The organism is Arthrobacter sp. P1_A5 (assembly GCF_056406825.1).
Genome location: NZ_JBFTZL010000011.1, coordinates 1 through 14,784 on the forward strand (window position 1 = coordinate 1; position 14,784 = coordinate 14,784).

At 60.2% G+C, this 14,784-nt stretch carries 9 protein-coding genes; 2 read left to right on the forward strand and 7 right to left on the reverse strand.

From position 1 onward, the window contains the following. Nucleotides 1-336: thiamine pyrophosphate-binding protein (locus AC1D1S_RS04180; protein ID WP_476993799.1), on the reverse strand; the 336-nt coding region annotated here is incomplete at its 3' end. Between the two features lie 119 nt (nt 337-455). Next, the gene (locus AC1D1S_RS04185; protein WP_476993800.1) at nt 456-959 is read right to left on the reverse strand and encodes an Lrp/AsnC family transcriptional regulator; all 504 of its coding nucleotides are present in this window, start codon (nt 957-959) and stop codon (nt 456-458) included. Nucleotides 960-1,052: 93 nt separating this feature from the next. Here AC1D1S_RS04185 and hisC point away from each other — a divergent pair, with 93 nt between their 5' ends. Next, on the forward strand, nt 1,053-2,150 hold the full coding sequence (gene hisC, locus AC1D1S_RS04190) for a histidinol-phosphate transaminase (protein ID WP_476993801.1): 1,098 nt from the start codon (nt 1,053-1,055) through the stop codon (nt 2,148-2,150). 55 nt (nt 2,151-2,205) lie between these two features. Further along, nucleotides 2,206-3,618: an amino acid permease gene (locus AC1D1S_RS04195; protein WP_476993802.1), complete on the forward strand. Its 1,413-nt coding sequence runs from the start codon at nt 2,206-2,208 to the stop codon at nt 3,616-3,618. A gap of 271 nt (nt 3,619-3,889) precedes the next feature. On the opposite strand, the gene AC1D1S_RS04200 is transcribed toward AC1D1S_RS04195, so the two are convergent. The 5 genes from AC1D1S_RS04200 to AC1D1S_RS04220 all read right to left on the reverse strand — a co-directional run bounded on the left by AC1D1S_RS04200 (nt 3,890) and on the right by AC1D1S_RS04220 (nt 14,626). Next, on the reverse strand, nt 3,890-4,966 hold the full coding sequence (locus AC1D1S_RS04200) for a LacI family DNA-binding transcriptional regulator (protein ID WP_476993803.1): 1,077 nt from the start codon (nt 4,964-4,966) through the stop codon (nt 3,890-3,892). A 483-nt stretch (nt 4,967-5,449) separates the two neighbouring features. Then, the gene (locus AC1D1S_RS04205) at nt 5,450-6,349 is read right to left on the reverse strand and encodes a toll/interleukin-1 receptor domain-containing protein (protein ID WP_476993804.1); all 900 of its coding nucleotides are present in this window, start codon (nt 6,347-6,349) and stop codon (nt 5,450-5,452) included. A 423-nt stretch (nt 6,350-6,772) separates the two neighbouring features. Continuing rightward, nucleotides 6,773-7,555 (reverse strand): hypothetical protein, encoded by a 783-nt coding sequence (locus AC1D1S_RS04210; protein ID WP_476993805.1) that lies wholly within the window; start codon nt 7,553-7,555, stop codon nt 6,773-6,775. Between the two features lie 63 nt (nt 7,556-7,618). Then, entirely contained in the window at nt 7,619-9,448 is a 1,830-nt protein-coding gene (locus AC1D1S_RS04215) for a GmrSD restriction endonuclease domain-containing protein (protein WP_476993806.1), read from the reverse strand. Between the two features lie 105 nt (nt 9,449-9,553). Beyond that, on the reverse strand, nt 9,554-14,626 hold the full coding sequence (locus tag AC1D1S_RS04220; RefSeq protein ID WP_476993807.1) for a DEAD/DEAH box helicase: 5,073 nt from the start codon (nt 14,624-14,626) through the stop codon (nt 9,554-9,556). Nucleotides 14,627-14,784: the final 158 nt, after the last annotated feature.

Here is a 14,784-nt window from a genome sequence, read left to right on the forward strand (position 1 = left end):
GTCCACGTCCCAGGGCCGGGCGCCACTGCTCGGAGCGTCCCCGGTGACCAGCACCACGGGGATTTGCGCCTGGACCGCCTCTGCGAGGGCGGTGAGGGCATTGGTGTAGCCGGGGCCGTAGGTGGTGGTGCCCGCGGCGAGGCGTCCTGACGTCCGGTAGTAGGCGTCGGCCGCGGCGATGGCGGCGCCTTCATGGCGAACGGGGGAGAAGCGGAGGCCCAGCTTTTCCGCGGCGTCCAGGAAGTAGACGTTTCCGTTGCCCATCACGCCGAACACATCGCTGAGGTAGCTGCTGAGAACCTGCGCCACGCGGCCGGAGACGGTAAGTGAAGTCATGCAGGAATCTTGTGGGCTGGTTCACAGATAGGCAAGAGAGCCGAGTTGGATTGGGATATTTGGCAGAAGTGGGCGGACGCAACTGAAAATATGCCACTTGTGGCGTGCGTCACCTGGATTTACCTCGAAGGGCGGGATTCCTGCTCGGAGAGCCGGCTCAGGAGGCCGTCGTAGCGGGGCGGCATGAGTTCCAGTACGGAAATGGCCGTGCTGGTCCGTTGGATCCCCTCGATTTCCAGGATCTCGTTGGTGATGCGGTAGAGATCGGCCGTACTGCGGGCCACCACCTTGGCCATGAGGTCCGCGTCCCCGGTGGTGGCGTGCACCTCGATGACCTCCGGGATCGCGGCGAGTCCGTCTTCCACCGCGCCTGTTCGCGTCTGGCTGATGGACAGTGAGAGGAAAGCCATCAGGTCATAGCCAAGCGCGGCGGGATCCAGCCTCCGGCTGAAGGAGCGGAGGGCGCCGCTGCGCTCGAGCCGTCCCAGCCGGGCGTGGACCGTGTTCCGTGCGACGCCGAGTGTCCGCGAGAGTGCCAAGGCACTGGCTTCCGGGTCCTTGTCGAGGGCCAGGATGATCCTGCCGTCGAGGGAATCCAGGGCGCGGGGGTTCGGGATGGTCATATTTTCACCACAGACTGTTAAAGTTGAGCAGAAGTCCCAATGCGTCGAGGGTATCTTGCAATGTGCGMGGGGTCACAATCATGATCGGTCTTCATGACCCGTGATCAGCTCCTAACCGCACCGGACACCGCGCTCCCCACCCTTCGTGGCGCGGTGGCCGGCCTCCCGCCCTACGTCCCGGGGCGGCGCAGCGCCGGCATGGACATTGCAGCCCTCGCCAGCAACGAAAGCCACTACGAGCCACTGCCCGCTGCCGCCGCAGCGGTGGCCGCAGCGGCCGGCACCATGAATCGCTACCCTGACAGTGCCGCCGTCGAACTCCGCGAACGGCTCGCCGGGCACCTGGGTGTCACGGCCGGAGAAGTGGCGGTGGGCCCCGGCAGCGTCGGCGTCCTCCAGCAGATCATCACCGGCCTGTGCGACGCCGGGGATGAAGTGATCTTCGCCTGGCGMTCCTTCGAGGCCTACCCCATCCTGGTGGAGCTGGCGGGCGCCCAGCCGGTCCGCATCCCGCTGGACGGCGCTGAGGGGCACGACCTTGACGCCATGGCCGCGGCCGTCACTGCCCGCACGAAGGTCATCCTGCTCTGCACCCCCAACAATCCCACCGGCGTACCGATCAGCCATGAACGTATCGAGGCCTTCCTGCGGTCCGTCCGCTCCGACATCCTTGTGGTGATCGACGAGGCCTACGTGGAATACGCCGAAGCGGGCAGCGGCCCCGATTCCCTGGCGCTCTACCGCCAGTACCCGAACGTCTGCGTCCTGCGCACCTTCTCGAAGGCGTACGGACTCGCCGGCCTGCGCGTGGGATACGCCGTGGCGGCGCCCGATATTGCTGAGGGACTGCGCCGGACCGCCCTTCCCTTTTCGGTGAGCGCGCTGGCCCAAAAGGCTGCCATCGCGTCGCTGGACGCCGGGGAGGAGATGGAAGCGCGGGTGACCGCCGTCAAACAGGAACGCGCCCGGATGGCCGCGCACCTGGAAGCCCAGGGCTGGAAACTGCAGCCGAGCCAGGGCAACTTCCTGTGGATCCGTGCGGATGAGCTGCTCCAGGCGAGGCTGGTGGCCGCGTTTGACCGCGCGGGCATCCTGGTCCGGGCTTACCAGGGGGACGGTGTGCGGATCACCGTTGCCGGCCCCGCCTCCAACGATCGCGTGCTCCGGGTTTTGGAAGCCCACGCAGCCTGAGAAACCGACTGACCTGAAACCCCATCCGTTCCACCAAGAAACCAGAGGACTCCTCATGGAACAACAGACAATGACGTCTGGCCGCCCACTGGGCGCCGCACTCAAACCCCGCCAGCTCACCATGATGGGGCTCGGAAGCGCCATCGGCGCGGGCCTGTTCATCGGCTCCGGCGCCGGCATCCAGGCTGCCGGCCCGGCCGTGCTGATCTCCTACCTCGTGGCCGGCACCCTTATCATCCTGGTGATGTGGGCCCTCGGCGAGATGGCCGCCGCTAATCCGGACAGCGGTGCCTTCTCCGTCTATACCGCCAAGGCTTACGGGCCGGTGGCCGGTGCCACGGTGGGCTGGCTCTGGTGGCTGCAGCTCGTGGTGGTCATCGCCGCGGAAGCGCTGGGTGCGGCAGGACTACTGGCCACCATCTTCCCGGCCCTGCCGGTGTGGCTGATGGCTTTCGTGTTCATCGTGGTGCTCACCGCGGTGAACCTCACCAGTGTGAAGAACTTCGGCGAGTTCGAGTTCTGGTTTGCGCTGCTCAAGGTGGCGGCAATCGTCGGGTTCCTCCTGGTGGGCGCTGCCCTGCTCTTCGGCTGGCTGCCGGGCGTCCAGTCGCCGGGCCTGGCCAACTTCACCGGAGCCGGCTTCGCACCCAGCGGTTTCGCCGGTATTGCCACGGCACTCTTCGTGGTGGCGTTCGCGTTCGGCGGCACCGAGATCGTTTCCGTGGCGGCAGCTGAGACCGCCGAGCCTGCCCGCAGCGTGAAGAAAGCGGTCCGCACGGTGCTGTGGCGCATCCTGGTCTTCTACATCGGTGCGATCTTCGTCATCGCGGCCGTGGTTCCCGTGGGTTCGGCGGGGCTGAAGAGCCCGTTCGCCGCGGTGCTGGATGCGGCCGGCATGCCCGGCGCCGCCACCGCCATCACCCTGGTGGCCGTGGCCGCACTGCTCTCCGCCCTCAATGCCAACCTCTACGGCGCCTCCCGGATGGCGTTCTCCCTCGCCGAGCGCGGCGAAGCGCCACGTCTGCTCGCTTCCGTGTCCAAGGCCCGGGTTCCGGTTGTCGCGGTCCTGGCCAGCGTTGCCTTCGGCGTTGTCACGGTTGTGCTGGAGCTGGCCTTCCCCGAGAAGGTCCTGCCCGTCCTGCTCAACATCGTGGGTTCGACGTGCCTGCTGGTGTGGACCTCCGCGCTCCTCGCCCAGCTGGCGCTGCGCCTCCGCGCCGACCGCGAGGGAACGGAGCTTCCCCTGCGGATGCCCGGCTTCCCGTGGCTCACGGGCATGGGTCTCCTGATCCTCGCGGCGATTTTCACGGTGGGCTTCATCGGCGAGGACTCCCGTCCCCAGCTCTTGAGTACTTTCGCCCTCGTGGCGCTCCTGGCGGTGGCGAACTGGCTTCACCACCGGAACGGGAAGGTTTTGCCCCGTGTCGACTCCTCGGAGCCTGCCAAGGCCCCGGTGCTCATCGACTGAATCAGGTGCTGTGGACCCACGTCGCGGGTGCACGCTGAGGGCGCGTCCGGCCTGGCCGGGCGCGCCCTTCGCAATGCTTTTGCCGATACCGCCAGCTTCACCACCCTGCAGATAGGCGGGCAGCCGTTCGGCGTGGTGTTCCTGGCCGGCCGATGCTGGTGCAGTTCGCCTCCGGCCACGCTGCGCAGGCCAGCGCCTCCATCCTGCTGTACGCGATGGGCCGCGACTCCGTCCTGCCCGAGGCAGTCTTCGGCATATTTCAAGGACACCGTCAGTCGTGGACCGAGGTCGGCGACGGCGCTGACCGTCGCTTCGAGCCCGGAGGAGCCCACGGACGATGCCGCGAAACGGGTAGGCAATGACGCGGTACCGGGGTGCCGGGCGGGGCGGTGGAGCCGCGCACGATCAGCCGGTGCGGCATGATCTTGCGGCCCAGGTCGCGGGAGCGGAGCAGCTTTCTCACGGCCATCCGTCCCATTTCCTCCAGCGGCTGGGCCACGGTGCTGAGCGGCGGGTTCACGTGCCGGGAGGTGGAGGTGTTGTCGAAGCCCAGGACGGAGACGTCCTCCGGCACCCGGAGCCCGCGCCGCTGCAGCTCGTTGACGACGGCGGCGCCCATCTCGTCGCTCATCGCGAAGATCGCGGCGAGGCCGGGTTCCTGCTGCAGCAGCTCGTCGGCCCCGGCGGCGCCGCTTTCGTAGAAGAAGCTGCCGGTGGCGGTGACCGGAGGGCAGCCGGCTTCGGTCATGGCGCGGAGGTAGCCGCGTTTCCGGGGCTGGGCGACGTGGATCGACGCCGGGTCGCCGGTCAGCAGGCCGATGCGGCGGTGGCCGAGCCGCAGCAGGTGACGGGTCGCGTCGTAGGCTGCCTGCTCGTCGTCGATCGCCACGCTGGGGGAGCCCGACTTGTCGCTGATGGCCACGKAGATGATGGGGACGTTGGTGCCGAGCAGTTGCCGGGTCTCCGGCGTGATCACCGCGGAGATGAGGATGACGCCGGCGGCCCGGTAGGTGCGCAGGGTCCGGAGGTAGCCGGCGATGTAGGCGGACTTGGCGCCGGTGCGGCCCAGCATCACGGCGTAGCCGCGCTCCTGGGCTTCCTCCTCCACACCCTGCATAACCTGCGAGGCGAGGGCGTCGGAGACTATGGGAGCGAGGAGCCCGATCACGGACGTCTGCCGGGTCTTCAGGCCGCGGGCGAGGTGGTCAGTTTCGTAGCTCAGGCTCTTGACCCCTGTTTCGACGCGCTCCCGTGTTTCGTCGGAATAGCCGACGGGCCCGTTGACGACCCGGGAGACGGTGGCAGGGGAGACGCCGGCGTGCTTGGCGACATCGCGGATGGTGACCACTGCTCATCCTCCCTCAGGGTGCCTTTGGTATCTGCTGCGCCGGTTACGTAATCGGTTTCGGAAAACGGTTTACGTAAACGGTTTCGTTAGGTGCAGGAACAACACTAAGGCGTGGGTGGGGGATCGCGTTGCGTTTCGTAAACGAAGGGGAAACGCGGTCCAGGTGGCGGAGACCGACAGGCATATCCGGCTCCGGCAACGGCGGTTCGCCCCTAAGACAGCGGTAGCTTCCCTAAGCCACCAACCCGGCTTTTCGCGATTACGACCTCCGTCGTCTCGCCTAGTTCCTCCTCGGACTCACCCCGACTGGCGGCAAGGGTGCGGGGTGTTTTGTTATCGTGTCCGATCGTGAGGATTCGGTTCGGACCCGGGGCGACACCGCCGTTGAAAATGAAGACGTCAACGCTGGCTGTCGGCGCGACAAGGGCGCAGGTATTGCTCAGTGGGCGAAGTGCGGCTGAACGAATTGCCCCTGTTGGTTCCTCAACGCTCGCCCTGTTCAAGAGACGACTCCAGAGCTCTTGCTTCTGCTTCAGCCTCATATTCGGCGTAAGTCTCAAGGTCGTAGTCGTCCATGGTTTCAAAGCTAAGATCTATTTCCGGAAAGATAACCCTAAGCTTTGTGGCGATACTGATAGCGACGTCAGTGGAAATCGATCGCTCGGTCTTAATGACGGCGCGATATCCTTGATGATACTCGTTCGATCGGTACCCAAAGTTATCACCGATAGCCTCTGCCGCGATTTTCGAGATGATGTTGTAGTCAGCTTCATGGAAACGCTTCATTGGTTTAGATGCGTTGTGATCCTGAGTTCGCTTTGCAATRTCACGGACGGTCTCCAGAACCTCTGCAACCATAGCGCCTTCACTCCTGGGCTCGGGCTCTCCCGGAGGTGACTTCTTGGCTGCCTCTTCCATCGGACTGCCCAGCTGTTCCCACCACATGTCCGAAACTAGATCAAGATCGGGCTTATCCCTCTTAATCTCGGAAACGTCGTTCAACGAGGTCGCGATCTTCTTAAAGCCAGCAGCGCCGAGCATGACCATATTCAGAGACGCGGCCGGCTGGCCAATCTCTTGAGTGCCACTAAATCCGATCAACAGTGGAATCACCCGGCTGTCGCCGTCTTTGACCTCTTTGGAGAGGGCGCCCATCTCATAGTTTATCCACTTGGCATCCTGGTTTTCAGGGGTCATGCAAATGATGCCCACCGTGGTGTTCGCCAGTTCCCTCTTGATACGCTCCGACCAGTTCGTGCCGGCCTTGATGTCCTGATCACTCATGAAGACCTCAGTACCTTGGAATACCTGCGACACCCACTGTTTTACGAGCCCCGCAACTTCTTTGCTGCGACTGCCGGACCAGCTAACAAAGACCTTCAAAACTTCTCCCCAAGTCGGCGTGATTGCTCACGTAACAGTATCAATGCAACAGCTCATTCCGGCTGGTTGGGTTCATGGCAGAACCAATCTCGTGATCGAAGGTGCAGGCCAGCTCGCCCAGTATTCAAGGCTCCCCCTCCTGTGGTTCGTGTTCAGTGTCGACCAGGAGCGTCTCCCGGCTCCGGCGGGGGGTGGCGTAAAGTCGGCCCCCGGTGCGTCACAACGCCGCAGCGGTTCAAATCGAGGCGCGCCTCGAGTCGAAGCGCGCCTCGAGCGCCCGCAGGGGCCGTTCTCCGCCCACACTTCATCAGGCAGATCGTAGAGGGCAGGCGGACAACGCCCTGAACACTTCGTTCGGGGTCAAAGGTCAAGTGGCCGGATAGTCGCATATCTGGAGCCGTCTACATCTGCGATCCATCCGGATTAGAAATATTTCCGCGGAACGGCATCGCTGAGGTGATCAAGGCTAGTTGGCATTGGAATCCCCATGTAGTTACAGAGATCCTGTAGACACGATCCAACCTGAAGACGCCCAAGCAAAAGAACGGAAACCTGGGCCCGGTCGAGTGCAATTGTAGTCGGAGTTCCCGCCCCTTGCGCGACCAGTGCGCTCAGTATGGCGTTACACGATTGGACTATGCCGTCGAGGTCCTTCCGTGCCCTCATGTCGCCAGAAAAATGAGCGTGGAGTGAAGTGGCCAATTTCTTTAGCTCTAGAAATGAGTCAGCCACCCATTGCATCACCTCGGCCCCGGGGTCATCCCGGAGCGCACGCATCCCCGCGCAGTGATCGGCAAGGGTCTGAACCTGGGCTGCTTTGGCTGTTTGCCCCTTCAACTTGTGGGCTAGTCGAAAATTGCCGGTGAGCGCCTCGCGGATGAGCTCATGATGAGCGGTCCGCCACCCTTGCAGCAAAGCGACTGAATGGTTCTTGCCACCATTCTTATCAATTAAACCGTGGCAGTTACGGCAAAGAAAAAGCGCATTATCGATAAGTGCTCGATATTGGTTATCCTTGTCCTCCTCCCATCTCGCCGTATTCTTGCGAGCATCAGAAATATGAGCTACCTCGCCAATGTAAGTCTTTCCGAGAGCGTATGGGTCAAGTGTTCCAGTGCAGAGTCTCAAGCATGCGGGATTGCTGCATATGTATCCAGCCATCTCTTTGGCCAGCTGTTTAGTTGAGTCGCTAAAATCCGGGTTCACCAAGGTTCCTAAGCTTCAGTTTTTTACCGCAAGTGGAGGATGAAAAGGCCAAGCGGCTCCACGTCAAATTTGAGAGGACTCTAAATACTCATCTTGAGTTAGGTGCTCAAACTCTTCCTCGGTCCGAAACTCAGTATTTAGAACCGGCTTCCCCATGGCCGCTTCAATCAAGTGAAGGAGTCGCACTCGCCGATTTTCGAAAAACCCGGGGAAGTCATCGTCAAGAAGATAGGAAACGTCTATGTGATGCGCTGTCAGTGATAATTGGATGTCTGCTTGGGTGATTTGCGCACGACTGGCTAATTCTTCGACATACCTACTTGGCGCCTTTGCCGAAATGAATCGGTTTGTGACACTTGAAATTGGTGTTTTGTTCACGATACTTTGAATAAGAGAGCTTTCGATCTTCTGACTTTCGCACCACTTCTGTGGAAAGATGTGGTGAATATCGATGGCAAAATCTTGGTACGTGCCTTGATTTATAGTCTGGTTGTAGACCCAGTCCTTTACGTCGCCGCGCATGGTGAGGGCGTAGATTCCCTTGTAGGCCGCCGAGTTCCGTGTCCTGAGCGTCAGAAGTCGGTCGGGATTGAAAGATGCGCCAGCGACTGTTCCTGGCTCACTGCCGCCGCGCACCCATGCCTCGACTTCTTCAAGGTCGCGGGCGAACCTAGTCTCCACTGCGCCACCATATAGCTCTCCCAGAACTCCGCTCCAGTACCAGCGAATGAGCAACCGGGCGATGCCCTGCAAGTCTGCCTCGCTTCCTAGTGCTACTCGTATCGCAGCCAATGGAACCAGCTGTGTGCGATAAGGCAAGTCCTGGTGCCTGAAGATGAATTGATTGTTGATGAACTGGCCCGCCCAAACAAAGGCATCAGTCAGCCGGTCTGCCCATTCGATGTAGTCCTCAAGTGAGAGCTTCAGGATGTCTTTTCTTTTGCACGTGATTCCCGGGAGCTTATCGGTGTCGCCCGGGTGATTCAGGCGCCGCTTGCGACTTGCAAGCAGGCTGATGCCCTGGAGGAAGTCTGTGTTTTCCACTCCGGACAAGACCGGTCGAAGTCCGGCCATCTTCTTCTTGCGGGCGGTCCAGTCATCGTTGAGTCGGAAGTCGGCGCTCCCCGCTGCAAAGGTTGCTGTCAGAAGTTCAAACACGTTGAGAGCCACACCGCCAGTGTTGACCTTCTCGAACACGGTGCACACGGCTTCGCGTTTCGTTGAGTTCGACAGCTCGATCACGGGCACCTTGTATTCAGAAAGCTGTTTGAGAGGCCCGTCGAAGAACTCGTCGAGTAGATCGCCTGAGTCGGGATGCCCACTGTCGAATTTACGGCTATATTTCCGGATGTACGGCGTATCGAAAATTCTGTTGAGCGGAAATACTCCAGCGGCTATTTCTTTGTTCAGGTCAGAGTAGTCCGCAACAATGTCGCGGTCGAAGTTGGTGCGGACCACGCGATCTTCCTTAACGAAAAAGATCGCTTCATCTTCCATGTCCAAGTCTGGATCCAGCGACTCCTTCACTCGAATGTAGAAGTACCCCCTCATCACTTTTCCGCGCGGATCGCAGGAGTCGACCGGATCCCGACTGAACAGGGACTGATATAGGGACGTCAGTCGCTGTTGGCCGTCCAGGAGGAGGAAGTCTGGTTCAGTGCCTGAGGCCCTTGCGCCTGAGAGGGGGCGCACGGCGAAGTTGACCTCATCTGACCCGGTCACCAGCGTCATGACCACACCAACGGGGAATCCCTTTGCAATGCTGGCGAGGAGACTCTGGATTCGATCGACCTCCCACTTCCAGGGCCGCTGAAAGTCAGGGAGCTGAATCTTGCCAGTGTCAATGTCCTTGAGTAGCGCCTCAAGGTCCCGGATAGGGCTATCAAACGACATTGGGTGCTTTTCTTGTCTCAGCCAGCGACTGTGCTCTAAGCACAGTACGCGGCGGTATGTATTTCGGCCCGCAGACGCGACGCGGGCGGCGGGGGATTTGCAAGCTCAGAAAACGTCGCGCTTTCTCGCAGACTTTGCCTCGGCTTGTGAGGTTGCATTTCGACGTGTTGAGCACCTGGTCCGCTCTTCCCGCGTCGCGTGCACCTTTGAGCATCCGGGGTGCTCGTATCCGCCAGCACGTGGTGCCGCCGTCGCGCGCGCGTGGTCCCGGCCCGAGCTGGTCTCAGACTGGGCTGCGGCATGCCTTCGGACGTTGCATTGGGACCGGGCATCTTTCGACTCGTGCACTATATTGCAGCCGTCATGGATATACATTCGATCCGAGCGGCGGCTTTGTCGGATTCTTCGCGGTTTAGAGTTCGTGCTTTCCATTGCCGCGACGGCCGGCTCTGGCTGTGACGTCAGGGCCGGTGGCACCGGAGGTTCTCGATCGCGGCTAGTCGAACGTGGTTGATCGCCGCCCCACAGAAAGTCGAGTTTCTTGAACGCCAGATCCTCACCGAACTCCCCAAAAGTGTCGGTGAAGTTCACGACCAAGCACTCTTCACTGCCTCCGTTGGCTGGCCCTCGTAGGCCCCGACCGACCATTTGCAGATAGGAATTAGGACTGAATGTTGGTCTGCCAACGTAGAGGGCGCGGACGTTGGGTGCATCAAAGCCGCGCGTGAGCAGATCGCAGTTCACCAGGACGCGAGTTTCGCCGCGGCGAAACTTCTCAACCTCCCTTCGGCGAACGGCCGGCGAAGACTCACCGCTCAACGCAACGGCCGATATGCCTCGAATTAGTAGCAGCGCGGCGAGGATTCGGGCCGATTGAACTGACGGAGTGAAGACTAACGCTGGCCACTCGTCGGGCAGCCCAACGATGTGTTCCAGAAGTGTCCGCATTCTGTTCTGATCCTGCGCGATACGACTCATCACGCTTTGAGGGATAAGGCCCTGTGATTTCAATCGGCTCAGTTCGTCGCCCAGCAATTCCACCCGGGACCCGGGAAGGATCTCGTGGATGACGGTCGACAATATTCCTCTCGATTGCAACTCCGCCAGGGGATCCGCCGCCCTCATGGCGAGCTTCCGGTGCCCAAAGAAGGCCGCCAGCTCGAAAGTTGCAGCCATGTTGTTTCCTCTAAAAGGCGTAGCTGTAAGACCTAATAGTGGCTGGGCGCACTCGTTCTCGTTGATGCCCAGCGCTCTTAGGAATACGTCGTAGTTCTTACCCATAGCTAAATGGGCCTCATCAACGATGACCAGGGATATCTCTCGTCGAAGCCACCGGCTGTAGCCCTCTCCGATTTGTTTGGCCAGCTTCGCGTCGGTCGCTATGACAATGCGGGATCCGCCCCCGGGGTCCTCGCCGAGATCGTTGACTCCCCAAAATCTGTGGATGTCCAAACGACGATCGTCACCAAGAGCCCTCCACAGTGACTCGAACGTTTGCAGTGCTTGCTCACACAGCTCATCAGATTGAGCAACCCAAAGTACCGCCGAGTTGATGTCGTGGGAGTTGATCATTTCGACGACGGCCTGGGCGGCCGTTCGAGTCTTGCCCGCGCCAGTGGGAAGGTGGAGCATACCCCTTCCATTGGACGCCACCAAGGCCTTGACCTCGTCGACCAGTTCGCGCTGGTAGTCATGAAGCGGTTCGATTTTGGTAAAGCCTGGAACGGAGATACGGGGTTCCCGCGGTTTGCCGGGCTCGCCAGCAAATTCCACAGGGAAACCGAGGTCGAGGACAAATCGCCGTGCCGTTGTGCTTCCGCTCCACCTATAGGGAGTCTCAAATCCAAGGGACGCGAGCTCGTTCGACAACTCCTCCAAGGCCGACTCTGCGAAGACGCTGCTGAATAGCTGAGGAATGCGCGACTCGCCTTCCGGGTCTGATGCCTCGATGAGATCGATGAGCCCCGCGGGCAGCATTCTCTTCATAGCTTCAATTGAAACGAGTGCGTTCAGCTTGGACGGGATGTCATCGACTTCTCTGCACCGGCGCCTGCGGCGTTCGGCTTCGATGCTCAACGACGACTGGAGTATGCCTTCCTGACTTCGCGCGTCCAGGTCAAGGTTCGTGGCACTAATGAGTCGCCGCAAAATTTCCGAGTCTGATAGATCTTCGGAAACGAAGAGGACATCGCTGTCCAGCGCTGAGTCCGCAGAGACTGACCGGGTGCCGGTTTTCGATTGCCACGAAAATTGTATTGTCTTGCATTGCACCAAACTGACTGACTTCAGGGCGTCCCGAGTCCTGGGATGAGTCCGAAGCCTGCCGAAGCGGTCGAAGACCGCCTCTGGTATGCCCGCGCCCTCTGTGAGGACTGTGAGTGCGAGACCCGCTCGAAGATCAGCAAACGCCTTGTGTCTGATCAGATCCTCGTGGTCTTGACTACGGTGGCAAGCGACAAATGGAACGCCAATTCCAGCCACTAGTTCCGCTTCTGCTTGAGAACGCACGACGAGGACTGTTTGATCACTGAGGCTCGTCGAACTGCGAGCTATTAACGCGGCAATATCGTAGTCGTCGATTTGGTTGCCTAGCGAACGGCATGCTGCCGCGAGGAATTCACCGAAAACCCACGCGTCGGATTCAACGGTCGTTCGAGCGAGGCTCTCACCGAACAAATCGGGCGGTACCTCGTTGAGGTCAGAAGGCATGGAGCTGGTGGAGAATTCCGGCTCCGTGGCGACCGGAAGAAGCGCCCCGTATCGCATCAAAGTATTAGCGACCGAACCCGTAAGCGGGCGTTCCCCCCACGTTGTTCGAGCCGAGCCGTACTTGCTGACAGCCCAAAGATGGGGCGCCTCGACAACTACGGACTTCGCACCGATCTCGTTGCGCGAGAAGTATGGTAAATAATGCCATACGTCCTTGGCCGAAATTGTTAGGAGGCTCCGCGTCCACCGTGCCAAGGATTCCCAGTCTTGTTCGTTTCTAAACGCGGTCAGCGGCCAAAGCGGCCCTACGGCCTCTTCTTGATCGAACTCCAGATATGGGCTTCTGCTTTTGTGTTGCTCCTCATACAGCCTGTCTGCAAGCTGGCGATATTCATCGAACACAATGTCGTCTGTGAGACGTTGGATGTCGATGATGCCCGGGCTCTCGGCGATGCCAATCCGTGGCAGTAACGACCCCCATTCCGCGGCAAAATGCGTTTCTACGGTAATGGAAACATTTCGGGGCGAAACCAGACCCGGTGCGATCACTCTCTTGGGAATCCGCCACGTTCCGTCGCCAGCAGGAACGCGTAGATCTGGGCGGATGCCCCAGTGCTCTGAGAGAGCCGTCACTGATTCTTCCTTTGGAAGCTGGCTGGCTGTTTGCCAGAAAGCGTTCCACTCCTTGTGCGTCCACGACCTTTTATTCCGTGCCAGCAGGAGGCCGAGCTGCCGCTGAATCGTGAGACGCTGGAAACCGAGAGTTCCGAGCGAATCTATCGCTCCGGGTAAGGCCAAGAAATCAGCATGGACACGGTGGACGCCTGACAGGGCCTCCGGCAGCTCGGCCGCAATAAAGACGTTGTCAGTGGAATCGGCTTTTGACAGCCGCCCGTCCGACGCCGGAACTGCGAGGACCTTGGATCCCTGGGACACCAACTTCTCGTCAGCAAAAGTAGTCAGAAGCAAAAGTACATCAAGGCAGGATTGGTGATCAGATCGCCGCACCATCAGGTCCAGCCACTCGGAAAGCCGTGTTTCGTTCTGCTGTTTGGCGCCGAAGCCTCGCACCAGGCCGCGGAGACGAGCGCGGCGAGTGTCATTGCGGTAGCAGGTCCAATGTGCGCAAGAGTCCGGTGTGTGCCGGCTGGCGGACCACGATTTCACGTGGTCTTCTGTCAGCTTCAAGTCCAAATTCGGTAGTCGGATACTCCCTGGCCTCTGCATGTGCCCCCTACAATCAGGCACGCAGGGATAGTCCTTGGCGATAGCTCGGATGTGCCGGGACAGCTCCCGGTCATAGTGGAATGTTGTGTCCGCCGGTTCCACTGGTAGGTACTCAAGTGACCGACCCGGATCCTCGGCTGTCCCCAAGAAAGAGAGCGTTTCAAGAACGAGCTCCGCGAAGGCCGAAATGATCTCGTCATTGAACTTGCTAACAAGAAGGCCGGTGCGGTCGTCGCTGATGTGCCACGGCGCACTGAGGATTCCTCGAGCGGTGGTCTGATCCTTGAGCGGAAACACGGCAGAGAAATGGCCGCGGCTGGTTGTCTCTTCCGGAGCAGCGTATGACAGGAGAATCTTCGGGCGCGCGATCGCTTTGGGAACGGTTGCCAGCGCCTCCTTAGACGGGTAAATGACTTTGGAGTGAACACGCCAGCGCGAATGCTGGTGATCATTGCGGCTGATAGTGGCCCACCCGTCAGCGCCAGTTGCCACCGCCAACACTTGCTCTGACTGTTCAAGCGCGGTGCGTCGGGTGACTGTAAGCGTGCGGACCATTGGCATAAACAAGAGGATGTTTGGCTCGAGTGCCGCGATGCCCTTTTCCGCCAGCTCGGGGCCAGCCTCCAATGGGAGTCTGATAATCGTAGAAGCCCAGTCAGCGAGTTGGGCAAGGTCAGGATCGTTTTCAAAGGCCAACATAGGATCCAAGGCCCATCCCAAGCGGAGCAAAGGGATGCGCTCGTCGTGGAGCCCAGTCGCGCCGAGTCGCTGCTTTGAGATTTCTCGGTCGAACGAGAAACTGACGGACCGGCTGATGACTTCCGGTTTGCTTGTCACTGCCAAAACGGACTTGAACCCTAAACCGAACCGCCCAAGGTCGTCATTACTCTTGCCGCTCATGTGGGAGTTCAGGATTGCGATCATTCCGTCTTCGTTGAGCGCATCGCCGTCGTTGGCGCAATAGAGATAGTTGTCGGTGAGAAGTAACTGAAGCCGCCCAGCTGAAGGCCCAGACATGGCATCGGCTGAATTCTGTATGAGTTCTGGAATGAGCCGTTGCCCATAGCTTCCGGCGCGGTAACCGTCCTCTTCATTGAAATGCTCCAGAAGTAACTTGGGTTTGGCGGCGTACGAGTTAATAGTTTCACTCTGCTCGCGTTCAAGCGACTCCCGAAGTTCGGGACTGCCGGCCCAATCAACAGCAAAGCGGGTCGCGACTTCGGATTCTGTCATTTCGGACATATGGCTTCCATTCCCCCTGAACGGCTAGCAACCGCGTTGGGCCAGACTATATAGTGCCGGGCTTCGCTGCGGGTAGCGCTGCTCAGATTGGGAGCTCCTGCCACTGTGCAACATCCGCTTTGGCTGCGACGTCGTAACCACCCTGAACCGGTGCCCAG

What these genes read in the sequence shown, in the direction of transcription:
- AC1D1S_RS04195 (WP_476993802.1), top strand. Translation starts at nt 2,206, where the DNA reads ATGGAACAACAGACAATGACGTCTGGCCGCCCACTGGGCGCCGCACTC.
- AC1D1S_RS04215 (WP_476993806.1), bottom strand. Translation starts at nt 9,448, where the DNA reads ATGTCGTTTGATAGCCCTATCCGGGACCTTGAGGCGCTACTCAAGGAC.
- AC1D1S_RS04220 (WP_476993807.1), bottom strand. Translation starts at nt 14,626, where the DNA reads ATGTCCGAAATGACAGAATCCGAAGTCGCGACCCGCTTTGCTGTTGAT.
- AC1D1S_RS04185 (WP_476993800.1), bottom strand. Translation starts at nt 959, where the DNA reads ATGACCATCCCGAACCCCCGCGCCCTGGATTCCCTCGACGGCAGGATC.